Source organism: Microbacterium excoecariae (genome assembly GCF_011326725.1).
Lineage (GTDB): Bacteria > Actinomycetota > Actinomycetes > Actinomycetales > Microbacteriaceae > Microbacterium > Microbacterium excoecariae.
This window is the reverse complement of the sequence record NZ_JAANCO010000001.1, coordinates 2183830-2206735: the sequence shown is the minus strand read 5'-3', so window position 1 is coordinate 2206735 and position 22906 is coordinate 2183830. Positions and strand designations below refer to the sequence as shown.

Genomic DNA, 22906 nt, shown 5'->3' with positions numbered 1-22906 from the left:
GCCCCGGCTCGTTGTCGGCGGCTCCCCGTAGGCTGAACGCATGACCCTGACTTCCGCCGCCGCGCTCCCGTGGGGCGACGTGCTGGGGCAGCGCGACGCCGTCGAGACGCTCCAGCGCGCGGCCGCCGATCCCGCCCAGCTGGCGCACGGCTGGCTCGTGACGGGCCCTCCCGGGTCCGGGCGGTCCACGCTGGCGCTCGCGTTCGCGGCCGCGCTCATCGCGGACGGCCCGGGCGACGATGCGACGATGCGCCAGGTCCTCGCGGGGACGCACCCCGACCTCACGCGGCTGCGCACGGAGGGCGTGATCATCACGATCAAGCAGGCGCGCGACATCGTCGAGCGGTCCTATTACGCGCCCTCGGTGGGGCGATACCGCGTGATCGTGGTGGAGGACGCCGACCGCATGACCGAGCGCACCTCGAACGTGCTCCTGAAGGCGCTCGAGGAGCCGCCCGAGCACACCGTGTGGGTGCTGTGCGCGCCGAGCGAGGCCGACCTGCTGCCGACGATCCGCTCGCGCGTGCGCTCGCTGCGGCTGCGCGAACTCGAGGTCGACGACGTCGCGCGCCTCATCACCGAGCGCACGGGTGTCGACGCCGCCGTCGCGGAGCAATCCGCGCGCCACGCCCAGCGCCACATCGGAATGGCGCAGCGCCTCGCGACCGACGAGCCTTCGCGTGTCCGGCGCGACCAGACCCTGCGCGACGTCCTCCGGGTGCGCGCGATCGGCGACGTCGTGCAGATCGCCGGGCGCATCGTGCAGGCCGCCACCGACGACGCGAAGGCGCTGAACGCCGAGCGCGACGAGGCGGAGCGCCAGGCCCTGCTGCGCACGGTCGGGGTGCCCGACGGCGCGAAGGTCCCGCCCGCCGTGCGGTCGCAGCTGAACGCGCTCAAGGACGAGCAGGAGCGTCGCGCGAAGCGGGGGGTGCGCGACGGGCTCGACCGCGTGCTCACCGACATGCAGTCGCTGTTTCGCGACATCGCGCTGGCCCAGCTCGGCCGCGAGGAGGGCATGATCAACCGTGAGCTCGCCGACGACATCCGGCAGGTCGCCCAGGCCTGGCGCCCCCGCCGCGCCCTCACGATCCTCGACCACATCGCCGAGACGCGCGCCGCGCTCGAGCGCAACGTCCAGCCCGCGCTCGCGCTCGAAAGCCTGCTCGTGACCGTCGTCAGCGGAAGGAAGCCGTGACCTCACTCACCCGCGCCCGGCGCGCCCTCAGCCTCGTGGCCGCGGCGTCCGCGACCGTCGTCCTGCTCGCGGGGTGCGCGAACCCCCTTCCGGACCTCGTGCCGGGCGCCGGCGAGGAGACGACCGCCCCCGCCACCGACGGCGTGCCAGCCGACCTCCTGCCGTTCTACGAGCAGTCGCTCGCGTGGGAGGCGTGCGAGGATCCGCAGACGAGCGTCGAGGTTGAGTGCGCCACGGTGACGGCGCCGCGGGACTGGGCGGACCCCGGCGCGGGCGAGATCGAGCTGCGGATCGCGCGTCCGGCCGACCGCCCCGCGAATCCCGCGGGCTCCCTCCTGATCAACCCGGGCGGGCCTGGATCCTCGGGCATCGATCTCCTCTACAGCTCCCTCGAGTATGACGGGATCGGGGAGGACCTCCTGGCCACCTACGACGTCGTGGGGTTCGACCCGCGCGGCGTCTCGCGATCCACACCGGTGTCGTGCCTCGACGACGCCGAGATGGACGCCTACCTCTATGACATCCCGGCGGGGGAGCGAGGCTCCGAGGAATGGGAGGCCGCGCTCGACGAGAAGGCGGAGGCGTTCGCGGACGCGTGCGCCGAGAACTCCGGCGAGGTGCTCGAGTTCGTCACGACCGAGCAGGCGGCGCGCGACATGGACCTCCTGCGCGCCGTCCTGGGCGACGCGCAGCTGAACTACCTTGGGTACTCGTATGGGACGTTCCTGGGCGCGACCTACGCCGAGCTGTTCCCCCAGAACGTCGGGCGCCTCGTGCTCGACGGGGCCATCGACCCGTCCGTGTCGGGCAGCGAGGTCGGGCGCACGCAGGTCATCGCGTTCGAGGAGTCGTTCCGCACCTACCTCGCGAGCTGCCTCGAGGGCGCGTCGTGCCCGTTCCGCGGATCCGTGGATCAGGCGATGGACGATGTGGCCGCGCTCCTCGCGTCGGTCGACCGCGCGCCGCTCGTGGCCGCGGACGGCCGCGAGCTCGGCGGCGATGCGCTCATGACCGCGGTCGTGGCCGCGCTCTACAGCGAGCAGAACTGGCCGTATTTGACCGAGGCCCTCGCGGGCGCGCTCCAGGGCGACGCCACGATGGCGATGTTCCTCGCGGACTTCTACAACGGCCGCGAGGAAGGCGCATATCCGACGAACTCGACCGAGGCGTTCACGGCCTACAACTGCATGGACTACCCGACCGAGTCGGAGGATACGTCGGCGGAGGACGAGCGGATCCTTTCCGAGCAGGCTCCCGTGACGTGGCAGTACATGCTGGGCGCCGACGTGTGCGCGTTCTGGCCGTACGAGCCGACGGGCGAGCGCGGCGAGATCCACGCCGCCGGCGCCGCCCCGATCCTCGTGGTCGGGACGACGGGCGACCCCGCGACCCCCTACGAATGGGCCGTCTCGCTCGCCGATCAGCTCGAGAGCGGGACGCTGCTCACCTACGAGGGCGAGGGGCACACGGCGTACAAGGCGGGCAGCGACTGTGTCGATGCCGCCGTCGAGGCCTACCTTATCGACGGCGAGGTGCCCGCCGACGGCGCGACGTGCTGACGGGCGGATCCCGCGGCACGCCCGGGGTGCGGGTCGGATTCGCGCGCGGGCGGGCGAATGGGTAATATTGTCTCTCGTGCCGCTCGCGCGGCGCGAGACGCCACCTTAGCTCAGTCGGCAGAGCGATTCACTCGTAATGAATAGGTCGTCGGTTCGATTCCGACAGGTGGCTCCAGTGAAAAAGGCCCCGGGTTTCCCGGGGCCTTTTTCATGTCTGCGCGCCGATCGCGCGGCGTGTGAGGCCGGAGGGCCATCGGCGCGCTTGAGAAGGAGGCTCGTGAGGGCGGGTATCTCGTTTTCGCTCAGGTTGTCGAGCGGATCACGAGCGACCATTCCATCCTGCTGCCTATCCGGTGCGGGCCGGGGAGGAACAGCCCATCGCCGCCCCTCCCCGAGTTCGTCTCAGTTTCCGTTCGCCTCGATGGAGACAGACTTCCACTGCTCCCAGGTCTCGAGTCGCTGCTGGTAGAGGTGGGGAGCGATCTGCGTGGGGACCGTGCCGAACAGGACGCGCAGCGGAGGCTGCTCAGCATCGACGATCTTCAGCAAGGCGGGGCCGGCCGCTGCAGGGTCGCCCGTCATCTGCCCGGAGCTCGCCTTCATACGCTCCGCCATCGCCTGGCGCAGCGGGTCATACGCCGGCATCGGCGTCGCGTGTGCGGCGCTACTGCCGGCCCAGTCCGTGGCGTACGAGCCCGGTTCGACGAGCGTGACCTTGATTCCAAATCCGGCGACCTCCTGGGCGAGCGATTCGCTGAGCCCTTCGAGCGCCCACTTCGAGGCGTGGTAGCCGCCAAGGTTCGGGAACGCGCCGATGCCGCCGATCGTGGAGATCTGGATGATGTGGCCGGAGCCCTGCGCGCGCAGAGTCGGAAGGACCGCCTGGGTGACGTGGAGGACGCCGAACAGGTTGACCTCGAGCTGGTCGCGCAGCTCCTGGTCGCTGATCTCCTCGACCGCGCCGAACAGGCCGTAGCCCGCATTGTTGACAACGACGTCCAGCCGCCCGAACTTGGCCACAGCGGCCGCGACCGCGGCATCCACGCCCGCACGATCGGTGACGTCCAGCTGCAGCGGGAGCACGGCGCCTCCGTACCCATCCACAAGGTCTTGCAGGGTGTCGAGGTTGCGGGCGGTCGCGGCCACCTTGTCGCCGCGCCTGAGAGCCGCTGACGCGAACTGCTTGCCGAATCCCCGGCCGGCGCCGGTGATGAACCAGGTCTTGCTCATTGCTACTCCTCACGTCTTTTACACTTGGCGCCACATATGACACCGAGTGTCACTTTCGAACCCCAGTGTATAGCATGGAGGCATGACGGAACCGGGGATGGGCGCCACGCTGCGCGAGCGAACGCGTCGGGCCGTTCAGGCCGAGCTGCTCGCGGCCGGCCAGGCGCTGTTCGTCGAGCGCGGCTTCGACGCGGTGACGGTCGAGGAGATCGCTGCCGCCGCCGGGATGTCCAAGCGCAGCTTCTTTCGCTACTTCGGAAGCAAGGAAGCGCTCATCCTGGGCAAGTTCGACAAACAGGGGGAGGACTTCGCCGCTGCACTGGCTCAGCGACCGCTTGACGAGCAGCCTTGGGTTGCGCTCCGACGGATGTTCGACCCGGTCGTGACATACATGGCCGACGAAGACTCGCGTCGCTCGGCGCTCGAAGTGAACCGACTCATCCAAAACTCAGAGGCGCTCCGCGCGGGCTATCTCGAACGCATGGAGCGCGCGCAGCGCCTGATCGCAATCGAGCTCGAACGCCGCGAAGCCGAGCGCGGGTCGGGGGCGACTTCGCTGCAGTTGGCAGCGGTCGTGGCCGCTGCCTTTGCCGCATTGTCGACGGCTCATCGCTTCGCTGAATCGCACCAGATTCCGCTTGCGAACGCTCTGGATGAAGCTGTCTCAGCGATCGCGCGAGGCGGATTCACCTGACCTCCGTCGCGCATAGCAAGGGGCGATGCGGAAGGGTGTGCGAACGATGCTCGCTCCCTCCTCGGTCGCCCCGCACGCGCTAGCGTACGGAAGCTCGATCAGCTGATTGATAAAGTTGGGTCATCCGCACACCGGTTGGATCGCACGACATCGATGCTCATCCGGGCCCATGAAACTCCCGCTCCGGGCCCGCGAATAGAGAGCCCACTGGACGTGCCGAGGGAGGATCGGATCCACGGCAACCCGGGTGGTTCGGTCCGGCGACTGGCCTTCCCGCCCTGCGCCGCTGTTGTGGGCGCTTCCCGTGGCGCCCGCGAGTTCGTCTTCGCCGATTGGGGCATCTTGCGCGCGGCGAGTCGGCTTAGCTATCAGTTGTGACTTTGCGACGACTGCGGCGCAAGCCGCAATGCCGCGCTGAAGAGTCGTTTCGTCGCTTCGTCGGGGGCTTCGTTTCCGGCGAGGGTGGAGTCGGAGACCAGCCGGGCAGCAGCGGTGATCACGGCAGCGAACAGGGCGACGTCGGGGTCGTCGATGTCGCTGTCGACGATGGACGCAAGGGCGGCCCGCAATTGGCTCTCGAAGCGGGCGTACATCCGTAGTCGCACTGTCTGCAGGTGCGGAGAGTCGGCCATTGCCCGAAACAACGCGAGCTGGCGTCCAGCGAGGGCACTCGAGCGCGTGCGCAGGAAGCTCTCGAGGAGGGCTTGGTCGAGCGAGGCCGCGCCTGACGCGGCTGTCAGGCGCGCGAGGAATTCGTCCCACAGTGCGTCCAGAGCGGGCAATACCGCATCCTGCTTCGTGGGGAAGTAGCGGTGGAAGGTGCGCACGGACACTCCTGCGGTGGACGCGATGTCCTCCACGCGCACCTCCGCAAACCCGTGCGCGGTGAACAGCGCCATAGCCGTGTGTGACAGGTGGAGAGGCAATTCCACGCGTCGATCCTCGCGTCTTCCCACGTTCGTCCTCCTCGATCTCAATTATGACAGAATCTGACAGATTTTCGGGTAGTCTGTTCCGGATTGCGCAATGCGGCGCGCCAAATGAGCACACAGGAGTCTGAATGCGGTACGAGAACAAGGTCGTCCTGGTGACGGGCGGAGCATCGGGGATCGGGAGAGCGATCCTCGACGGGATGGTGCGCGAGGGCGCGCGGGTGATGTTCACCGATATCTCGAACGAGGTGGGTCAGTCGTTGGAGGCTGAGCTGCGTGCGGGCGGTCACGACGTTCGCTTTGGGCGCGCGGACGCGACCGATCCCGACGACGCGACGCGAATCGTTGCGGACGTCGTGAATGAGTGGGGACGGCTGGACGTCGCGATCAATAACGTCGGTGGTCCCGGCCGGGGTGACACATCCGGCGGCCCCCTCGAGGACCTCGACCCGGCGGCGTGGCGGGCGACCTTCGCGCTGTCATCCGAATCGACGTTCTACGGCATGCGTGCGCAGATCGCGCAGATGCTGGCGCAGGGGAGCGGCGTCATCGGCAACACGGCGTCCATGGCCGGCGTTCGTCCCACTCTCACGTCGTCGGTGGCGTACGCCGCGGCGAAGGCCAGCGTCATCCAGCTCACGCGGTACGCGGCCCTGATGTACGCCGATCGCGGTATCCGCGTCAACGCGGTCGCGCCTGGCATGACGCTGACGCCGGCGGTCGAGGCGCACCTCACCCCGGAGGAGCAGAAGGCGTTCGTCGCCGGGATTCAGCCGATGGGGCGGATGCTCAAGCCGTCCGAGATCGCCGACTCGTTCCTGTGGCTGTGTTCGGACGAGGCATCCGGCATCACGGGGATCACGGTCAATGTCGACGCGGGGCTCTCGGCCGCGTAGACCGGGGTGCCGCGATGAATCCGCTCCGGTCCTCACGCCCGAACGCACCTCGCCGCGGTCGGTCAATGAGCGTCGGCACGTCGCGCATCCTTGGATGCTCCGCGCTCGGCAAAATGGATCGACCAGCGAGACGACGGTGAGATGAGGCGGCTCCCCCGACCTGCGGTGGAGCCGCCTTTCCCGAATGTGCCTCACCCCGCGGAGTAGATGAACTCGCTCTCGTCGCGGGCGACGTGCAGGTCCCAGTACGCCGCGGCGATCGATGACGCGGGAGCGACCGGGATGCCGGGGATTACCGCGACGTCGATGGAGACATCGATGGCGACGTGGGCGGCATAGATGCCGGTGTCGGTGAGCTCCTGGTTCAGGTTGATCGCCCAGTTGCGCAGGGCTGCCGCCGCCGCATTGACGTTCCCGAGCATCGGGACCGGGCGCACCGACCCGGCTCCCGTTGTGAAGAGCAGCGTTCCGGCGCCGGCCTCGCGCATCGCGGGGAGGACGGCCTGCGTCGCCGCGACGGCGCCGAGCAGCTGGGAGTCGATCTCCCGCTGGAAGTCCTCGGGCGTCGCCTGGGCGGGCGAGGCGAGGCCTCCGCCGCCGCCCTTGGACACGGGGGAGTACTCCAGTACATCGATGCCGCCGAAGCGTGCCGCTGCATCTTTCAGCGCCTGGGCGAGACCTCCGCGGTCGCGGACGTCCGCGGGGAAGGCGGCGGCGGTGATGCCGTCCTCGCTCAGTCGCTCGACCAGCGTGGCGAGCTTCTCGGGGCTGCGTGCGATCAGCGCGACGTCGAACCCGTGCGCGCCGAAGGTCTGGGCGATGGCGAGCCCGAGGCCCTCGCCCGCGCCGACGATGGCGATTGTCGACATGACATCCTCCAATAAATGAAACGGTCGGTCCGCTTCTCTGTCGCCGACGCTAGCACAAACGAAACGGGGGTTTCGTTTAGTACGATGAGTTCATGTCCGCGCCAGATTTCGGCAGTCCTCCCACCGATGCCGACGCGCCGATGCAGCGCGCGGATGCGCAGCGGAATCGGCAGCGCATCCTCGCTGCGGCTCGCGACCTCTACGCGGCGGGAGGGCTCGGGGTCCCGATGGCGGCGATCGCGCGCGCGGCGGGGCTGGGGAAGGCGACCGTGTTCCGCCACTTCAGCACGACGTCCGAGCTCATCGAGGCGGTGTTCACCGAGAAGATGGATGCGTATCTGAGCGCGACGCGCGTCGCGCTCGGCGAATCGGACGCGTGGCAGGGATTCGTCGACTACATCACGATGGTCTGCGGAATGCAGGCGACAGATCGCGGCTTCGCGGATGTCATGATCACGACGTTCCCCGGCGCGGAATCGTTCGAGGAGCGGCGCCGGGAGGCGTACGAGGGGTTCTTGGCGATCATCGAGCGGGCGCGCGGAACGGGTGCGCTCCGTGCCGACTTCGTCTCCCAGGACCTGATCCTGGTGTTGTTCGCCAACGCGGGGGTCGTGAGTGCGACCGCGACCGCGGCCCCGGATGCCTGGCGGCGGCTCCTCGCTCACCTGATTCGAGGGTTCGCGGCCCCGGGGGTCGACGTGAAGCTGTTGCCGCCCCCGCCGGATGACGAGGCACTGTCGCGGGCTATGGCGCGCGCCGCGCCTCTCGGGACCCGCGACGACATGCCTGCGCACCACCGATAGCACCGTGGGTGGTGTGACGCGACCGCGGTCGTGACCGCAGCAGGCATGTCGCGGTGGGAGGCTGGGCAAAGCCACCGGACACCCGATCGATCTGGGGTGGCACGCCAGAGCCTCCCATCGCAGGGTCGAACGTGCATACGCTGTGGAATATGACGGTGAAGGACGATGTTCGCGAGTTCCTGATCACCCGGCGCGCTCAGGTCACCCCGGGTGAGGTCGGATTGGCGGATGTGGGTGGGGATCGCCGCGTGCCGGGGTTGCGGCGCGAGGAAGTGGCCATGCTGGCCGGGGTGAGCGTGGACTACTACACGCGCCTCGAACGAGGCAACATCCGGAGCGCCTCCGAGAGCGTTCTGAACGCCATCGCCAGGGCGTTGCTGCTGAACGACCTTGAACAGGAGCACCTCTTCGACCTTGCTCGGCGTGCCGGGGCATCGGGCCTGTCCGTCGCGCAAGTGCGCCAGCCTCGCGCGGTGAGAGAGTCCGTCCAGCGAGTGCTGGACAGCTTGGCTCTGCCTGCGGTCGTCTACAACGCGCCACACGACATCGTCGCCGCAAACGAAGCCGGACGCGCGCTGTACGTCATCCACTTCGACACGGATACTCGCCCGAACATTGCCCGCACGACGTTCCTGGACCCCCGGGCGCAAACGTTCTACGCCGATTGGGCCCAAGCACGTCGGATGACGGCGGCGATGCTTCGCCTGGAGGTCGGGCGCAACCCGCTCGACGAAGAGCTCACCGCGCTGATCGGAGAGTTGTCGACCCGTAGCGCGCACTTCCGTCAAGACTGGGCGGCGCACGACGTGCACGAGCATCGGAGTGGCGTCAAGACGTTCAATCACCCTGGAGTCGGGGCGATCCAGGTCGCGTTCGACGGGTGGCAGCTGCCCGGCGAGGACGGGTTGTCCATCGTCACCTATAGCGCGGGGCCGGGAACCCCCGACGCGGATCGCCTGGCTCTCCTTCCCGCTTGGGCGAGGAGTCGACATGAGGTCTCGCTCGACGGACAGCCGGCGAAAGTCGACGAGCCCACGCCGTGAACCCCGGTTCAGGCGGCGCTCGATTGCGGGCGGCGGTGCGCCGGGACCCGAAACGAAGCGGACGAGCTATAGGTGATTGAGCAGGCCCGGTTGCCATGGGCAGGGCTGTTGGCGCTGGCGACCGCGGGGTTCGTGACCGTGATGACCGAGGCGATGCCCGCCGGCATCCTGCCCGCTATGAGTGCCGACCTGGGTGTCACGCCGTCCGCCGCCGGCCAGACCGTCACGGTCTACGCCATCGGCTCAGCCGCGGCGGCGATCCCGCTCACGATGGCGACCATCGGGTGGCCGAGGCGCCGGCTGCTGCTCACCGCCGTGGCCGGATTCGCGCTGACCAACCTCGTCACCGCGCTGTCGACCGACTACCTCCTCACGATGGTCGCGCGTTTCGGGGCCGGTGTCGTCGCGGGTCTCGTGTGGGCGCTGCTCGCCGGCTACGCCCGCCGGATGGTCGCACCCGGCCAGCGGGGACGGGCGATGGCTATCGCGATGGCCGGCACCCCCCCGTCGCCCTGTCCATCGGCGTTCCGGCCGGAACCTTCCTTGCGGGTCTTGTCGGATGGCGGCTCGCGTTCGCGGCGCTCACGGTCATCGCTTTCGGGCTCATCGGGTGGATTCTGGCGGCCGTACCGGCCTTCCCCGGCACTGGCCGCGGCGACCGCCCCTCGATCTCCCGTACTCTTCGCCTGCCCGGGGTCGCAGCGATCCTTGCGGTGATCCTGGCCCTGGTAGCCGCGCACAACATCGTCTACAGCTACATCGCCCCCTATCTCTCTGCGGTGAGTCTGGGCGACCGCATCGACGTCGTGCTCCTCGTGTTCGGAGCGGCGTCGCTACTGAGTATCTGGGTCACCGGGGCACTCATCGATGGGCACCTGCGGATCCTGATGGTCGCGAGCGCCGCACTGTTCGCGGTCGCCATGACGATGCTCGCGGTCGTCGAGGAGCACGCGGCTCTGGTGTTCGTCGCGGCCGGCTCGTGGGGGCTCGCGTTCGGCGGTGTCGCGACGCTGGTGCAGACGGCGCTCGCCGAAGCGGCCGGCCGCGCGGGGGATGTCGCGCAGTCGCTGTCGGTGGTGACCTGGAACGTCGGTATGGCTGCTGGCGGCATCGCAGGGGGCCTCGTCTTGACCGGCTGGGGGCCGCAGTCGCTGCCGTGGACCGCGGCGGTCCTCGCGGTCGTCTCCCTGGTGGTGGTCCTCTTCGCGCGCACGCACGGATTCCGCACGCGGGCGGACCGCGCATCAGGAGCACGCGCGTAAGCACGCCAGAAACCCCGGACGGCATGAGGGGCCCCGTCAGGACGCCCCAGCCGGAGCGACGCGCTCCTATCGTGAAACGCAGACACGATCCTTCGCTCGACACGGGTCGCTCCGTGCTTGAAGAAGACCGACAGAAGTGAGCTCAACGATGATCCTGGATGAGACATACACCCTCGCCAACGGGGTGGCGATTCCCCGGCTCGGCTTAGGCACCTGGCAGATCAGCGACGCATCCGTGGCAGAGGCGGTGCGCGCGGCCGTGCGGATTGGCTACCGCGGAATCGACTCCGCGCAGGCGTATGGGAATGAACGCGGGCTCGGCGAGGGCGTGCGCACAAGTGGGGTCCCGCGAGAGCAGCTGTTCGTCACGACCAAGCTCGCCGCGGAGATCAAGGACCGCGCCGGGGCGGCGGCCGCGATCGAGGGGTCCCTCGCGACACTCGACATCGGGTATGTCGACCTCATGCTCATCCACGGCCCGCAGCCGTGGGACGACTTCCGCGGCGGGGACTACTCCGACGGCAACCGTCAGGCGTGGGCTGCGCTGGAGGACGCCTACGAGGCGGGCCGGATCCGCGCCATAGGGGTGTCGAACTTCCTCCCCGCCGACATCGAGAACATCCTCTCGGGCGCACGGGTCGCTCCGCAGGTGAACCAGGTCCTCGCGCATCCGGGCAACACCCCGAGCGAGCTCATCGAATACTGCCGAGCCCGGGGCATCCAGGTGGAGGCATACTCGCCGATCGCGCACGGCGAGATGCTGAGCAACGGCGAGGTCACGGCGATGGCAGGCCGCTACGGGGTGACGGTCCCGCAGCTCTGCATCCGTTACACCCTGCAGCTTGGGACGGTGTCCCTGCCGAAGACCGCCAATCCCGCGCACATGCTCAGCAATTCGCAGGTCGACTTCGTGATCTCTGACGATGACATGTCGACGCTGAGGGCGCTCCGGGCCGACCGCTACAGCGAAGACAACGACCTGTTCTCCCACCACAGCGCCTGACGTCGAAGCGCGGCTGCTCAGTCTGCCTCGCGCAGGAGGTCTTTGGCCGCGTCGCGCTGAGCAACGGGCGCGCGCTCGTCGATCCCCTCTCGCCCACGCTGGAGGAGCGAGATCGTGTGATCGACGAGCGCGTCGATGCTGGATATGTGGGGGATAGGGGTGCCTCCGGCGGCGAACGCGATCGGCAGTTCGGTGCACGCGGCAATTAGAGGGAAATCGGCGAGCCCGGTCAGCGACTCGGCGACGTCGGCGGCGAGCGAGGCCGCTTCGTCGGTTCGTCCCGCCTTTACCGCGGCGATACAGCGGTCCACGGCATCCTGCACCCGTTCGTCGGGAAGTCTCAGGTCGATCGCGCGGGCCGTGGCACGGGCTGTGTAGATCTGCGAGCAGACGGTCCCCCGCGTGGCCAGCAGCCACCCGGCTGCGTGCCCAGATCGCGCGAGACGGTCGATGGTGGCGTCGACGATGTGCGCGAGGACAGCGGGCGGTCGATCGTTCGTGTGCCTGCGAGCGACATGGCCGGGGTGGGCGGCGAACACGTCGTCGTGGAAGCGGTCGATGAAGTGGTGCGCCGTGTTGCAGGGGACGGCGATGACGTCGGCGCCCAGGCTGATCAGCGCCTCGACACCCGCGCGGATCTCGCCTTCGACGGCCTCGTGGTGACCCTGGTCCTCGGAGAGCACCGCGCTCGATCGCGACATGATCCGGGGATTCGACAGGAGATGGACGACCGGATGCTGCTGGTCGGACGAAGCCGGGAACGCCGCGCTCAGACGGTGGAAGAACTCAGCGCCCGCCAGCGGGCCCATGCCGCCGAGGATCCCCAGGGTGGGTGCCGGTCGCGCGAACTGCATGGGGCGCTTCGACGACAGTGCGGGCGTGATCGAGATCGTCATGGGTTCGACGCTATGACGCGTGAGGCCAACAGAAAAGCGCGCATTCGTGACGCTTACCATAAGCTCGAGTCATGCATGATCTGCGAGGCGTCGTGGCACTGCGTGCCTTGGAAGAGCAGGGATCGATCGCCGGCGCGGCGCTCGCGCTGGGTTACACCGCGTCAGGGGTATCGCAGCAGTTGTCTGCGCTCGAACGCGAGGTTGGGGTGCCGCTCATCGACCGCGGGCCGAAGAGTGCGCGGCTGAATGCCGCCGGGCTGGAGTTCCTGGCTTCGGCCGGTGACGTCATCGGCGCGCTCGAGGTGGCGCGCTCTCGCGCCACCGCCGCCGTGGGGCGGCTGAGCGGGAGGATCGTGGTGGCCGCGATCCCCTCGTTGGCCGGGACCGTCGCGGCCGCTGTCGCGGGCATGCGCGCGCGTGAGCCGCTGCTCGACGTCGTGCTGGTGCAGTCGTCCACGCCGCAGGCGCAACGAGCTCTGGTCGAGGCGACTGTCGACATCGCGGTCGTCGATGACTGGGGAACGCGGTCCGCCGGGCTCGACAGCCGGTTGGAGGTCGAGCGGTGTTTCGAGGACTCCCTCGTTCTGGCCGCGCCGCGGGGGGCTGGAGATGCGCCTCGGGATGAGTCCGCGGTCGCTCTGGTAAGTGAGGCCCTCGCAACGATGCCGTTCCTCTCGGCGACGGAGGGGAGCTTTTCGCGGGAGTTCGCCGATGCGTGGCTTGCGCGTGAGGGACTGAGCCCTCGCGTGCGATGGGAGTTCGACGGATTGGATACTCTCGCCGAACTCGTCGCGCACGGGCGCGGCCTCGCGTTGCTGCCGGCCACGGTCGTCGCCCCGCATCGTGAGGACGGGCGGACTCGGGAGTTGCCGTTGCCGGGGGCGCCGGCTCGCATCGTGAACTGTGCGTGGCGCGCTGGGGGCGGTCTGTCGGACTCGACAATCACGCGCGCCGCGCGCATGCTTGCCACCTCGATCGTGCGGCACCCGCGCTCCGCAGGACCGGCGGCCGACCAAGCGCACAGTGGTCAGCGCGTGTGAAGGGTGCCTGGCCTCGGCAGTCGGGCGGCGGGCCCTGGGTCAGTCGCGATCGAAAGTTGGGTGCGCGGCAGCCCGGGCCGCGCTCGCGCGTGTCCACTGCGGGGACGGGGGAGTGAGGGGTCGCTCGCCGTCGTGGCGGAACGCCTGCAGCATGTAGTCGCCGAAGCGCCGCCAGGTGCTCGGGGCGGTCGCGCCCATGCCGCGGACGACTCCCGCGTTGGCGTTCAGCAGCATGTACAGATCGCTGTGGTCGAAGGCGGGTCGGAGCATGCCCGCGGTCTTCACGCGCTCGACGAGGACGATGCTCGCGTCCAGCGCACGCCCGATCTCGCTGCGGAAGAGAGAGGTCGCCCCGCGCGGGCTGAGGATGAGTTCGCTGAAGGCGAGATCGGTCGCCTGCTGCTCGAGCATGAACATGACGTGCCCTTCGAAGGCCTGCCACGGTTGGCTGATCGCTTGCGCGGCCGCTTCTTCGCTCCGGTCGGCGTACCGCGAGATCTTGGCCTCCATCACCACGGTGACGAGATCCGCCAGTGACGCGAATCGGCGGTAGATCGTTCCGACACCGACGCCGGCGACGTCGGCGACGTGTTCCAGCGTGACGGACGTCCCCTCGGTGGCGAAGACGCGCTCGGCGGCGTCGATGATGGCCCGCCGGTTGCGTTCGGCGTCCGCGCGCAAAGGCTTGGGCGCGGCGGTCGATTTGGGGTCCACGACGAACATGCTACCAAGCGGAATAGATCCTCCAGTTGTTGCGTTAGCATGTGATGTGGAGCGAGCGCTCCGCTTCTAGTGCCGCACAGCGGAGAAGGCAGGACAGACATGAAGGCAGTGGTGCTCAAGGCGTTCGGCGAGCAGCCGGTTCTCGCGGACGTCGAGGTTCCCGTTCCGGGGCCCGGCGAGGTGCGCGTGCGCGTGAAGGCCGCATCGGTGAACGGTTTCGACGTCGCGGTCGCGAACGGATACCTGCGGGGGGTCATGGAGCACCGGTTCCCGGTGGTGCTGGGCAAGGACTTCGCCGGCGACGTCGAGGCGCTCGGCGAGGGTGTCACCGAGTTCGCGGTCGGCGACAAGGTGTTCGGCGTCGTGAACAAGCCCGACCTCGGGGACGGCTCGTTCGGCGAGTACGTCACCGTTCCGGTCGCGGTCGGCGTCGCGCGCATCCCGGACGGTGTCACCTACGAGGAGGCCGCGGCCCTCGGGCTCGCGGGCACCGCTGCGGTGGACGCGTTCGACGCGTCGGGTAGCGGCGAGGGGCACACCGTGCTCGTCGCGGGCGCCACGGGTGGCGTCGGTCAGCAGGCCGTGCAGCTCGCCGCCGGTGCCGGCGCGAAGGTCATCGCGACGGCGGGCTCGGACGAGGGTCGCGCCAAGGTCAGCGCACTCGGCGCCGCGAGCACGATCGACTACGCCGGGGACATCGTCGAGCAGGTGCGCGCGGCGCACCCGGACGGGGTCGACGCTGTGCTGCACTTCGCGGGTGACCCGGTGGAGCTCGGCGCGGTGCTGAAGCCCGGCGGGGTGCTGGTCTCCACTCTCGTGATGGACCCGTCGCAGCTGCAGCTCGACGACGTCCAGATCGTCCCGATTTTCGCGCAGTCCACCGGTGCGACGCTCGAGCGCATCGCCCGCAACCATGTCGACGGCGTCACCGGTGTGACGGTGCAGCGGGTGTACTCGCTCGAAGAGGCGCCGCTCGCGCTGACGGACTTCACGCGCGGCACCCTCGGCAAGCTGGTCGTCGCCGTCAGCTGACGACCTGTCAACGGGCCGGCGCGAACTGCGGGTTCGCGCCGGCCCGGATCATCATGAAGGGAACCAGATGGAACTCGGCGTCTTCTCGCTCACGGACATCTACCCCGGAGACGGCGACACGGCCGCCTCCCGCACCGACGACATCACCTCGTACGGCATCGCGGCCGAACGCGCCGGGCTCGATGTCTTCGGCATTGGCGAGCACCACTCGCGGAACTTCGCGGTGTCCTCGCCCGCCGTCAACCTCGCAGCGATCGCGCAAGCCACCTCTCGCATCCGTCTGACGACGACCGCGACGGTGCTGTCGGTGCAGGACCCGGTTCGGGTGTACCAGGACTTCGCTTCGCTGGATCTCCTCAGCCACGGGCGCGCCGAGATCTACGCGGGTCGGAGCGCGTTTGCCGAGCCCTTCGCGCTCTTCGGCGAAGACATCGACCAGCTCGACAGCCTGTACTCCGAAAAGCTCGATCTGCTTCTGCGACTCCGCGCCGAGGACGCGGTGACGTGGAATGGCGCCCATCGGCCGCCGCTGCGCGCGGCATCCGCCAACCCTCCCATGCGCCGCGAACTGCCGGTCTGGGTCGCGGTCGGCGGTACGCTCGCGAGCGCGCAGCGCGCTGGGCAGCTGGGGCTGCCAATGGCGCTCGGCCTCATCGGCGGAACTCTTGACCACGCGAAGCGGCTCGTCGACACGTACCGGGCGGCGGGGCGCGAGGCTGGGCACGACGATGCGACGCTGGACGTGGGGATCACCAGCCACTTCTACGTCGGCGACTCGCAGGAAGAGGCGCTGAGCGACTTCTTCCCGTACTACCGCCGGTACCTCTCGCCCGACACCAACGGCGGGCGCGGCTGGCACGTCGATCCCGCCGGCACCCGGAGCCTCGCGGCCCGCCGGGGCGCGCTCATGGTCGGGGGACCTCGCGAGATCGCCGAGAAGGTGCTCGACCTGCACGCCGAACTCGGCGCGACCCGCTTCCTCGGTCAGGTCGACCTCGGCGGACTCCCACGCAGCATGGTGCACGCCTCGATTCGCCGATTCGGTGAGATCGTCGCGCCCGCGGTCCGGCAGGTGCTCGGGCGTTGACGGCACGCCGCGAATCACGTCGGTGCAGCTGACGCTCGTACCGCGCGGCGAAATCATCTCCGATGGCGCGATCGGGGTCCGCTATGCCGAAGAGAATGTGCCGACCCGGGCGTAAATTCCCGACGTTCACCGCACTTCAGGTGGGTTCCGGGCCGTGGTCATCACGATGACGAATGCCGCGACCGCGATGGCGGCGTACCCGGCCGTGATGGTGAACAGGTCGATGACCTGCGACAGCTGTCCGGCGATGAGCGCGGGGATCGCCCCACCCAGGTACGACGCGGCGTAGATCAGCGATAGGAGCCCGGCACGCTCCGAGGGAGCGGCCGCGGGGAGAAGGGAGCGCATGGCCCCGGCCGTCCCAATGCCCATGCCCAGACCGCCCAGCACACCGAAGCTGACGAAGAGGACGGCGCTTCCCGCGAAGATCGCGCCGACGAGACCGGCCGCTGCGATGAGCACGACGATCATGGAGATGCGCAGCGCGGTCGCTGGTCGCATCCTGTCGGCGATTGGCCCGCCGAACACCCCGGGTGCCATCCAGGACGCGAAGATCGCGGCCGCGACGAGCGCACTGGACGAGTGGAGATAGTCCGCGGCGACGGACGGCCCGAATGCTTGAAAATAGCCGCCGTATGCCCAGGTGGCGATGAACACGCTGAAGGCGGCGGGCACGAACGGGCGAGCGGTGACGGGGAGCCCGAGGCGCGGCCGAACGGACGCAAAGACACCGGGCCGCCGGAGGACCGTCTCGGTCGAGGTCGCGAGGAGGACGAAAGCGATCCCGAGGAGCACAGTCGCCGCAAGGTAGGACAGCAGGCGCGGGAGCGGGGCGAAGTCGACCAACGCGCCCGCACCGAATGCGCCGATGGCGAGGCCGACGGTCGCGCCCGCGCTGGTGATGGAGGTGACCAACCATCGGTGCTTCGCGGGGCCGGTGTCGACAACGAACGCGGCGATGGCACTCGATGCCACACCGGCGGCGAGGCCCTGCAGGCCGCGGCCGACGAGCAGCGGAGCCACCTCGTCGACCACGAGGTAGACGAGGCACCCCAGGATGGCGATCGCCACGGCCGCCATGCTGACCGGTTTGCGGCCCAGATGATTCGACAGCCGCCCGAGGACGAGCAGCCCGAAGATGGCGCACACGAAGTAACAGACCGCGACGAGCGAGAGGTCGACGTTCGTGACGCCGTTCTCCGTTCGGTACGTGTCGTACAGCGGAATCGGGGTCGCGCCCGCCACGAACACCGCGACGAATGCCACCGCCGCAGAGAAGAAGGAACGGCGCCGGTCAGGCGCGTGCGATCCGATCGCGACACCTTGGCCTGTGGACGACCATTTCTCCACCATTCCTGCCGTCAGCCCGCCCGCCCGCTCATGCGTCCCGCGCGGAATGCGAGGATCGCGCCGGCCGCCAAGAGCAGCGCGGACATCCCGTAAGCACCACCGTGGCCGATACCGTCGAAGAGGAGACCGCCGATCGCGGAGCCCGCGGCGATGGAGAGCTGCACCGTGGCGACCATGAGGCCACCGCCGGCCTCGGCCTCATTCGGCATGACTCGTGCGACCCAACTCCACCACCCCACGGGGGCGGCAGTGGAGAGGAGACCCCAGATAGCGAAGAGGATGATCGTCGCCCAGAGCCACCCACCGCCGGCGAGGAGCAGGCCGGCGATCACGGCCATCGCCGCCGGGATCACCGTGACCGTGAGGTACAAATCGCGCTCGACGAACCGGCCAACGATGGCCGAGCCGACCAAACCGCCGATCCCGACGACAAGGAGCACGAGCGAGACCGTCGGGGCATCGGCCCCGGTTACCGTCTCGAGGAAGGGTCGCACGTACGAAAAGAGCGTGAACTGCCCCATGAAGAACGCCGCGCATGCGAGGAGGCCGATGACGATGGGACGCCGGCGCAGGGGAGCGAAGACTCCGCCAACGCGCAGTGCGCTGCCTGGCGCCGGCAGCCTCGGGAGCGCGATTGCTTGCCACACAAATGCGACGACGGCGATCGGCACGATGGCGTAAAACGCCCCGCGCCAGCCGACGACCGCGCCCAGATAGCTACCGAGGGGCGGAGCGATCACTGAGGCCAGCGCGCCACCGCCGTTGAACACCGCCAACGCGCGCGGAACGAGGTGCGCCGGGACGAGCCGCATGGCGGTCGCCGCGGACATTGACCAGAACCCGCCGATCACAACGCCGATGAGCGCGCGCCCGATCATGTAGACGAGGTAATTCGGCGCGAAGCCGACGAGCGCGGCCGACGCAGCCATGATGGCCGTGAGCACGAGGAGCAGACGCTTGCGGTCCATCCGCGCCGCGATCGTGGTGACGCTCAGGCTCGTGACGACGGCGAAGGCTCCGGAGATCGCGATTCCCTGGCCGGCCTGGCCCTCGGTCACACCGAGGTCCCCGGCGATCGGCGTGAGCAGGCTTACCGGCATGAATTCGGAGGCAATCAACGCGAAGACGCAGAGTGTCATGGCGAGCACCCCACCCCATCGCGCGGGCTGCTCCGCCTGGTCCCGAATATCCACTGTCGGCAGCTCGTGCTGGGTCATCCTGGCTCCTCTTTCGGCCCCGGTCCACGCGGTGCCATGGGCATATCGAAACTATGGCCGAGCGGTGCGACGGTGGGAGGCCCGCGTAGGCACCCCCACACCGCGGGGCCGTCCCTCCCCGCACGATCGAACCGACACCCGCGCGGATCAGGAGACGAGGGGTGCCCTACTGTGCCCTCCCAGTAGGTCCATGCGCCGACCTACCGTGGACGTGCTCCCGAGGGCGAACATTCGCCGCTCGTGCGGGCAAATGACTGTAACCGAAAGGATCCCCCATGCGCGCAACCGTCATGTACGGCGCGGGCGACGTCCGCGTCGTTGACGTCGCCGACCCGACCCTCCAGGAATCGACCGATGCGATCATCCGCGTCACGTACGCCTGTGTCTGTGGCTCTGACCTGCACCCCTATCACAACCTTGGCGATACCCCCGAGGGACGGCGCATGGGCCACGAGGCCATCGGCGTGGTCGAGCAGGTCGGCGAGGCCGTCGCGACCCTGAAGGTCGGCGACACCGTGATCGTGCCGTTCGCCTGGAGCGACAACACCTGCGTGAACTGCCGAAACGGCATGACGACAAACTGCGTGCACGGTGGTTTCTTCGACGGTGCCGGCTCCGCCACGCAGGCCGAGAAATTGCGCGTGCCCCAGGCCGACGGGACCGCTGTGGCGATTCCCGCCGGCACCGACGAAGCCCTTATGCCGTCACTTCTGACGTTGTCAGACGTGTATCTGACGGGCTATCACGCGGCGGTCCGCGGCGGGGTCGGGCCTGCGAGCACGGTTGCGGTCGTCGGTGATGGCGCGGTCGGCCTCTCCGCCGTGCTCGCGGCGAAACAGCTGGGGGCGGAAACGATCATCCTCATGGGTCGCCATGAGTCCCGCACCGATCTCGGGCGAGACTTCGGTGCCACGCACGTCGTCGCCGAGCGTGGCGACGAGGGCGTCGCGAAGGTGATGGCCCTCACGGATGGCCTCGGCGTTGACGTTGTGCTGGAGGCCGTCGGGCTCATGCCTGCCTACGAGCAGTCCTACCGCATCGTGCGCGCCGGTGGGACGATCAGCCGCGTCGGTGTGCCCCAGTACGAGGACGCGCCGGTCGGGTTCACGAGCCTCTTTGGGAAGAACGCCACGCTCACTGGCGGCCCGGCGACGGTGCGCGCCTACCTGGAGGCTGCCATCCCGGAGGTGCTCGACGGCACCATCGACCCCGGACGCGTCTTCGACCGTACTCTGCCCCTCGATGACATCGCGAAGGCCTATCGACTGATGGACCAGCGCGAGGCCCTCAAGGTCCTCATTCGCCCCTGACCCACGGTCGCCCGGGGTCTCACGACTCCGGGCGACCATGCTCGCCGCATGTCGACATTCTCGCGGCACGGAGGTCCACCGCATGACACGGATTCTGATTACGGGCGCAGCCAGCGGCCTTGGCCTGGGCGCGGCCCGCGAGCTCGCGCGCGCGGGGCATACGGTGCTGGCCCACGCCCGCAGCGACGCGCGCATCGATCAGGCTTGCCGTGAGGGGCTCGACGGCGCCGTGCCGATCGTGGGGGATCTCGCAACGATGGCGGGCCTGTCCCGCGTGATCCGCGCTGTCGACGACGCCGGGGGCGTCGACGCGATCATCGCGAATGCGGGAGTGCTCGACGGGCCGGACCTGCTCGCGATCAACGTGATCGCACCCTACGTGCTCCTTGCATCCCTTCCGCACGAACGCAGCATCGTGCTCAGTAGCAGCATGCATCGCGGGGGCGCCGCTCGGATCGACGCCGTGGGCGGGCAGGGAGCAGCAAGCTACTCCGACTCGAAACTTCTCGTCACCATGCTCGCCGCGGCCGTTGCTCGGCGCGGGGCGTGGAGTCATGCCGTCGATCCGGGGTGGGTCCCGACCCGCATGGGCGGGCGCGGCGCGCCCGATGATCTCGTGCTGGGCCACCGGACGCAGGCGTGGCTCGCCGTGGAGGACGCGTCAGCGGACTCGCCGTTCGCGTACTGGCACCATCAGCGTCAATACGCGCCGCATCCTGCCGTACTGAATGAGATGCTGCAGGACGAGCTCCTCGACGCACTTGCAACCCGAACCGGCGTGGATTTTTCGCCGCGAGAGTAGTTATGAAACCCGGCTCGTCAGCTGGCAGACGCACAGCCGACATGGTGAGGCGCTCGCGGGGGCCTCGCAGGGCCCAGCTTTCCCGGACGCGGCCTGGTGTGGGCCGCGCCCGGCCCGATCGGGCCGGGCGCTGCGGCGTCAGAACGTGACGACTGGCTTCAGCGTCGCGCCCGACTCCGAGTCGGCGAACGCCTCGTTGATGTCCGCGAACGCGTAGTGCTTCACGAGCTTGTCGAACGGGAACAGGCCGCGTGCGTGCATGTCGATGAGCTTCGGGATGAACTCCTGCGGCACCGAGTCGCCCTCGACGACCATGCTGACGGTGAGGCCCGTGAGCAGCAGCGTGCCGATGTCGAACGGCGCCTCCGTGCCGAGCGGGGAGGCGCCCACGAGCGCGCCGTGACCGCGCGTGCCGAGCGAGGCGACCATCTGCGGGAAGACGAACTTCACGCCGGTCGAGTCGAGCGCGAAGTTCGCGCCGCCGCCCGTGATCTCCTTGACGGCCTCCACGGGGTCGGTGCCGCGCGGGTTGATGGTGTGCGTGGCGCCGAGTTCGCGGGCGAACTCGAGGCGGGAGTCGACGATGTCGACCATGATGATCGTCGTGCACCCGGAGGCGACCGCGGCGAGCATGGCGGCCATGCCCACGGCGCCCGTGCCGAAGATCACGATCGAGGAGCCGGGCCCCGGGCGCAGGACGTTGAGGACGGCGCCCGCGCCGGTCTGGATGCCGCAACCCAGCGGGCCGAGGATGTCGAGGGGGGCGTCGTCGGCGACCTTGACGACGCCGCGCTCGGCGACGTTCGTGACGGAGGCGAACGACGACTGACCGAAGAAGTTCGACGCGACCGCGGTGTCGCCGTCGCGGAACATCGTGGATCCGTCGGGGCGCGCGCCGCCGAAGTTCAGCTCGTAGAACTTCGTGCAGTAGGCGGGGTGGCCGCCGATGCACTGCGTGCACGTGCCGCAGGACGCGGGCGCGAGCACGACCTTGTCGCCCGGGGCGACCGAGGTGACGCCCGCGCCGACCTTCTCGACGACACCGGCGCCCTCGTGGCCGAGCACGGCGGGTAGCGGCACCGGGTACCACTGGTCGCGCACGATGGCGTCGGTGTGGCACACGCCGCTCGCGACGAGGCGCACCTGCACCTCGAGCGGGCGCGGGTCGTCCAGCTCGAGCTCGCGAATGTCGAGCGGCTGCTCGGGGGCCGTGGCAACGGCTGCCGTGACCTTCATGGGATCATCCTTTCGTACGCCGCGACGGGTGCGCTCGCGGCGCGGAACGCGGCGGCCCACGGGGAGGTCGCCGCCCCCATCGTATTCCCGTGAATCGAGTTCGTCACCCGTGCCGCGGCGCGTCCTGCCAGTCGCGCGGGGCTGGTTGGCGCGTGCTCGGCAGGCTCGCCGCGGCCGCCCAGTCGTGGACCCAGGCCGGGACCTCGGGAAAGCCGTCGGAGATGCCCATCGCGGAGAACAGCTCGTCGTGCGTGACGGATCCGCCCCCGCGACGCAGAATCCGCGCGCGGATCACGGCGCGCGCGGCGATCTCGCCGTCCACGATCGCGCGGTGCTCGAGAAACAGCGCGCGATCGTCGTAGCCGAGCCACCGCGTCTCGAGCTCGAAGCGCTGCCAGAGCTGGAGCGAGCGGCGAAAGGAGATCGTCTCGTTCGCGACGACCGCGTACCACCCGTTGTCGCGGAAGACGTCGGCGAGCCCCGTGCGCGTCGTGAAGTCCCACCGCCCGAGGTCGAACAGCGACAGGTAGCGGCCGTTGTTCATGTGACGGAGGAGGTCGATGTCGGTCGGCAGCGTGGTGAGACGGATCCTCCCGATCTCGTCGTAGGCCAGGGCCTCGCCGCGGCGGTGCCGCCGACGCGCGCGGAAGAGGACGAGGATCGTGCGCCAGAGTACGTTCACGACGGGCGACGCTACCGGCTTCGGACCTGACGGCCGCGGGCT

The 22906-nt window shown here is 69.2% G+C and carries 22 protein-coding genes, 1 tRNA gene and 1 pseudogene; 15 read left to right on the top strand and 9 right to left on the bottom strand.

Translation table 11 applies throughout. From position 1 onward, the window contains the following. Positions 1–40 precede the first annotated feature (40 nt). The 3 genes from G8E01_RS10205 to G8E01_RS10195 all read left to right on the top strand — a co-directional run bounded on the left by G8E01_RS10205 (position 41) and on the right by G8E01_RS10195 (position 2932). Complete coding sequence (locus G8E01_RS10205) at positions 41–1198, top strand: DNA polymerase III subunit delta' (protein ID WP_166319315.1); 1158 nt, start codon at positions 41–43, stop codon at positions 1196–1198. Beyond that, the gene (locus G8E01_RS10200) at positions 1195–2757 is read left to right on the top strand and encodes an alpha/beta fold hydrolase (protein ID WP_166319313.1); all 1563 of its coding nucleotides are present in this window, start codon (positions 1195–1197) and stop codon (positions 2755–2757) included. Before G8E01_RS10205 ends, G8E01_RS10200 begins: the two co-directional genes overlap by 4 nt. 99 nt (positions 2758–2856) lie before the next feature. Further along, positions 2857–2932 (top strand) — tRNA-Thr (locus G8E01_RS10195). A 227-nt stretch (positions 2933–3159) separates the two neighbouring features. Here G8E01_RS10195 and G8E01_RS10190 read toward each other — a convergent pair. After that, positions 3160–3987 carry an SDR family oxidoreductase gene (locus G8E01_RS10190; protein WP_166319311.1) on the bottom strand — a complete coding sequence of 276 codons (828 nt, stop codon included), beginning with the start codon at positions 3985–3987 and terminating at the stop codon, positions 3160–3162. An 82-nt stretch (positions 3988–4069) separates the two neighbouring features. Here G8E01_RS10190 and G8E01_RS10185 point away from each other — a divergent pair, with 82 nt between their 5' ends. Further along, on the top strand, positions 4070–4681 hold the full coding sequence (locus G8E01_RS10185; protein ID WP_166319309.1) for a TetR family transcriptional regulator: 612 nt from the start codon (positions 4070–4072) through the stop codon (positions 4679–4681). Between the two features lie 368 nt (positions 4682–5049). Here the strand turns inward: G8E01_RS10185 and G8E01_RS10180 are convergent, their stop codons facing one another. Next, positions 5050–5613, bottom strand: a complete 564-nt coding sequence (locus G8E01_RS10180) for a TetR family transcriptional regulator (protein ID WP_166319307.1) — start codon at positions 5611–5613, stop codon at positions 5050–5052. A 128-nt stretch (positions 5614–5741) separates the two neighbouring features. Here G8E01_RS10180 and G8E01_RS10175 point away from each other — a divergent pair, with 128 nt between their 5' ends. Further along, positions 5742–6509: an SDR family NAD(P)-dependent oxidoreductase gene (locus G8E01_RS10175; RefSeq protein WP_166319305.1), complete on the top strand. Its 768-nt coding sequence runs from the start codon at positions 5742–5744 to the stop codon at positions 6507–6509. Between the two features lie 191 nt (positions 6510–6700). Here G8E01_RS10175 and G8E01_RS10170 read toward each other — a convergent pair whose 3' ends face one another. Continuing rightward, on the bottom strand, positions 6701–7378 hold the full coding sequence (locus tag G8E01_RS10170; protein WP_166319303.1) for an SDR family NAD(P)-dependent oxidoreductase: 678 nt from the start codon (positions 7376–7378) through the stop codon (positions 6701–6703). A 92-nt stretch (positions 7379–7470) separates the two neighbouring features. Between G8E01_RS10170 and G8E01_RS10165 the strand changes: the two genes are divergently transcribed. The 5 genes and pseudogenes from G8E01_RS10165 (at position 7471) to G8E01_RS10150 (ending at position 11489) form a co-directional block, all read left to right on the top strand. Next, positions 7471–8181, top strand: coding sequence for a TetR/AcrR family transcriptional regulator (locus tag G8E01_RS10165; protein ID WP_166319298.1), 711 nt, complete (start codon positions 7471–7473; stop codon positions 8179–8181). A 149-nt stretch (positions 8182–8330) separates the two neighbouring features. Continuing rightward, on the top strand, positions 8331–9224 hold the full coding sequence (locus tag G8E01_RS10160) for a helix-turn-helix domain-containing protein (protein ID WP_166319296.1): 894 nt from the start codon (positions 8331–8333) through the stop codon (positions 9222–9224). A gap of 141 nt (positions 9225–9365) precedes the next feature. Next, positions 9366–9665: pseudogene (locus tag G8E01_RS13075) on the top strand (MFS transporter); the annotation flags it as partial. Then, entirely contained in the window at positions 9641–10486 is an 846-nt protein-coding gene (locus tag G8E01_RS13070; protein ID WP_338100794.1) for an MFS transporter, read from the top strand. The pseudogene G8E01_RS13075 and the gene G8E01_RS13070, both read left to right, overlap by 25 nt. 148 nt (positions 10487–10634) lie before the next feature. Next, positions 10635–11489: an aldo/keto reductase gene (locus tag G8E01_RS10150; protein WP_166319294.1), complete on the top strand. Its 855-nt coding sequence runs from the start codon at positions 10635–10637 to the stop codon at positions 11487–11489. 17 nt (positions 11490–11506) lie between these two features. Here G8E01_RS10150 and G8E01_RS10145 read toward each other — a convergent pair whose 3' ends face one another. Beyond that, positions 11507–12385, bottom strand: coding sequence for an aspartate/glutamate racemase family protein (locus tag G8E01_RS10145; RefSeq protein ID WP_166319292.1), 879 nt, complete (start codon positions 12383–12385; stop codon positions 11507–11509). A 71-nt stretch (positions 12386–12456) separates the two neighbouring features. Between G8E01_RS10145 and G8E01_RS10140 the strand changes: the two genes are divergently transcribed. Next, positions 12457–13425, top strand: coding sequence for a LysR family transcriptional regulator (locus G8E01_RS10140; RefSeq protein ID WP_166319290.1), 969 nt, complete (start codon positions 12457–12459; stop codon positions 13423–13425). 39 nt (positions 13426–13464) lie between these two features. Here G8E01_RS10140 and G8E01_RS10135 read toward each other — a convergent pair whose 3' ends face one another. Then, positions 13465–14139 carry a TetR family transcriptional regulator gene (locus G8E01_RS10135; RefSeq protein ID WP_166319288.1) on the bottom strand — a complete coding sequence of 225 codons (675 nt, stop codon included), beginning with the start codon at positions 14137–14139 and terminating at the stop codon, positions 13465–13467. Positions 14140–14247: 108 nt separating this feature from the next. Here G8E01_RS10135 and G8E01_RS10130 point away from each other — a divergent pair, with 108 nt between their 5' ends. After that, a complete protein-coding gene (locus G8E01_RS10130; RefSeq protein WP_166319286.1) occupies positions 14248–15180 on the top strand; it encodes an NADP-dependent oxidoreductase in 933 nt (310 codons plus the stop codon). 67 nt (positions 15181–15247) lie between these two features. After that, positions 15248–16267 carry an LLM class flavin-dependent oxidoreductase gene (locus G8E01_RS10125; protein WP_166319284.1) on the top strand — a complete coding sequence of 340 codons (1020 nt, stop codon included), beginning with the start codon at positions 15248–15250 and terminating at the stop codon, positions 16265–16267. 126 nt (positions 16268–16393) lie between these two features. Here G8E01_RS10125 and G8E01_RS10120 read toward each other — a convergent pair whose 3' ends face one another. Together G8E01_RS10120 and G8E01_RS10115 are read right to left on the bottom strand one after the other, a co-directional pair. Continuing rightward, complete coding sequence (locus tag G8E01_RS10120; protein WP_166319282.1) at positions 16394–17533, bottom strand: MFS transporter; 1140 nt, start codon at positions 17531–17533, stop codon at positions 16394–16396. A 95-nt stretch (positions 17534–17628) separates the two neighbouring features. Further along, complete coding sequence (locus G8E01_RS10115; protein WP_166319280.1) at positions 17629–18834, bottom strand: MFS transporter; 1206 nt, start codon at positions 18832–18834, stop codon at positions 17629–17631. 275 nt (positions 18835–19109) lie between these two features. Here G8E01_RS10115 and G8E01_RS10110 point away from each other — a divergent pair, with 275 nt between their 5' ends. Then, the gene (locus tag G8E01_RS10110) at positions 19110–20144 is read left to right on the top strand and encodes a zinc-binding dehydrogenase (RefSeq protein WP_166319278.1); all 1035 of its coding nucleotides are present in this window, start codon (positions 19110–19112) and stop codon (positions 20142–20144) included. An 82-nt stretch (positions 20145–20226) separates the two neighbouring features. Continuing rightward, positions 20227–20946: an SDR family NAD(P)-dependent oxidoreductase gene (locus G8E01_RS10105; RefSeq protein ID WP_166319276.1), complete on the top strand. Its 720-nt coding sequence runs from the start codon at positions 20227–20229 to the stop codon at positions 20944–20946. Between the two features lie 138 nt (positions 20947–21084). On the opposite strand, the gene G8E01_RS10100 is transcribed toward G8E01_RS10105, so the two are convergent. Together G8E01_RS10100 and G8E01_RS10095 are read right to left on the bottom strand one after the other, a co-directional pair. Continuing rightward, complete coding sequence (locus G8E01_RS10100) at positions 21085–22182, bottom strand: NAD(P)-dependent alcohol dehydrogenase (RefSeq protein ID WP_166319274.1); 1098 nt, start codon at positions 22180–22182, stop codon at positions 21085–21087. A gap of 103 nt (positions 22183–22285) precedes the next feature. Continuing rightward, positions 22286–22864 carry a thioesterase family protein gene (locus tag G8E01_RS10095; RefSeq protein ID WP_166319272.1) on the bottom strand — a complete coding sequence of 193 codons (579 nt, stop codon included), beginning with the start codon at positions 22862–22864 and terminating at the stop codon, positions 22286–22288. Positions 22865–22906: the final 42 nt, after the last annotated feature.

What these genes read in the sequence shown, in the direction of transcription:
- G8E01_RS10205 (WP_166319315.1), top strand. Translation starts at nt 41, where the DNA reads ATGACCCTGACTTCCGCCGCCGCGCTCCCGTGGGGCGACGTGCTGGGG.
- G8E01_RS10190 (WP_166319311.1), bottom strand. Translation starts at nt 3,987, where the DNA reads ATGAGCAAGACCTGGTTCATCACCGGCGCCGGCCGGGGATTCGGCAAG.
- G8E01_RS10185 (WP_166319309.1), top strand. Translation starts at nt 4,070, where the DNA reads ATGACGGAACCGGGGATGGGCGCCACGCTGCGCGAGCGAACGCGTCGG.
- G8E01_RS10175 (WP_166319305.1), top strand. Translation starts at nt 5,742, where the DNA reads ATGCGGTACGAGAACAAGGTCGTCCTGGTGACGGGCGGAGCATCGGGG.
- G8E01_RS10170 (WP_166319303.1), bottom strand. Translation starts at nt 7,378, where the DNA reads ATGTCGACAATCGCCATCGTCGGCGCGGGCGAGGGCCTCGGGCTCGCC.
- G8E01_RS10165 (WP_166319298.1), top strand. Translation starts at nt 7,471, where the DNA reads ATGTCCGCGCCAGATTTCGGCAGTCCTCCCACCGATGCCGACGCGCCG.
- G8E01_RS10160 (WP_166319296.1), top strand. Translation starts at nt 8,331, where the DNA reads ATGACGGTGAAGGACGATGTTCGCGAGTTCCTGATCACCCGGCGCGCT.
- G8E01_RS10150 (WP_166319294.1), top strand. Translation starts at nt 10,635, where the DNA reads ATGATCCTGGATGAGACATACACCCTCGCCAACGGGGTGGCGATTCCC.
- G8E01_RS10145 (WP_166319292.1), bottom strand. Translation starts at nt 12,385, where the DNA reads ATGACGATCTCGATCACGCCCGCACTGTCGTCGAAGCGCCCCATGCAG.
- G8E01_RS10140 (WP_166319290.1), top strand. Translation starts at nt 12,457, where the DNA reads ATGCATGATCTGCGAGGCGTCGTGGCACTGCGTGCCTTGGAAGAGCAG.
- G8E01_RS10130 (WP_166319286.1), top strand. Translation starts at nt 14,248, where the DNA reads ATGAAGGCAGTGGTGCTCAAGGCGTTCGGCGAGCAGCCGGTTCTCGCG.
- G8E01_RS10125 (WP_166319284.1), top strand. Translation starts at nt 15,248, where the DNA reads ATGGAACTCGGCGTCTTCTCGCTCACGGACATCTACCCCGGAGACGGC.
- G8E01_RS10115 (WP_166319280.1), bottom strand. Translation starts at nt 18,834, where the DNA reads ATGACCCAGCACGAGCTGCCGACAGTGGATATTCGGGACCAGGCGGAG.
- G8E01_RS10110 (WP_166319278.1), top strand. Translation starts at nt 19,110, where the DNA reads ATGCGCGCAACCGTCATGTACGGCGCGGGCGACGTCCGCGTCGTTGAC.
- G8E01_RS10105 (WP_166319276.1), top strand. Translation starts at nt 20,227, where the DNA reads ATGACACGGATTCTGATTACGGGCGCAGCCAGCGGCCTTGGCCTGGGC.
- G8E01_RS10100 (WP_166319274.1), bottom strand. Translation starts at nt 22,182, where the DNA reads ATGAAGGTCACGGCAGCCGTTGCCACGGCCCCCGAGCAGCCGCTCGAC.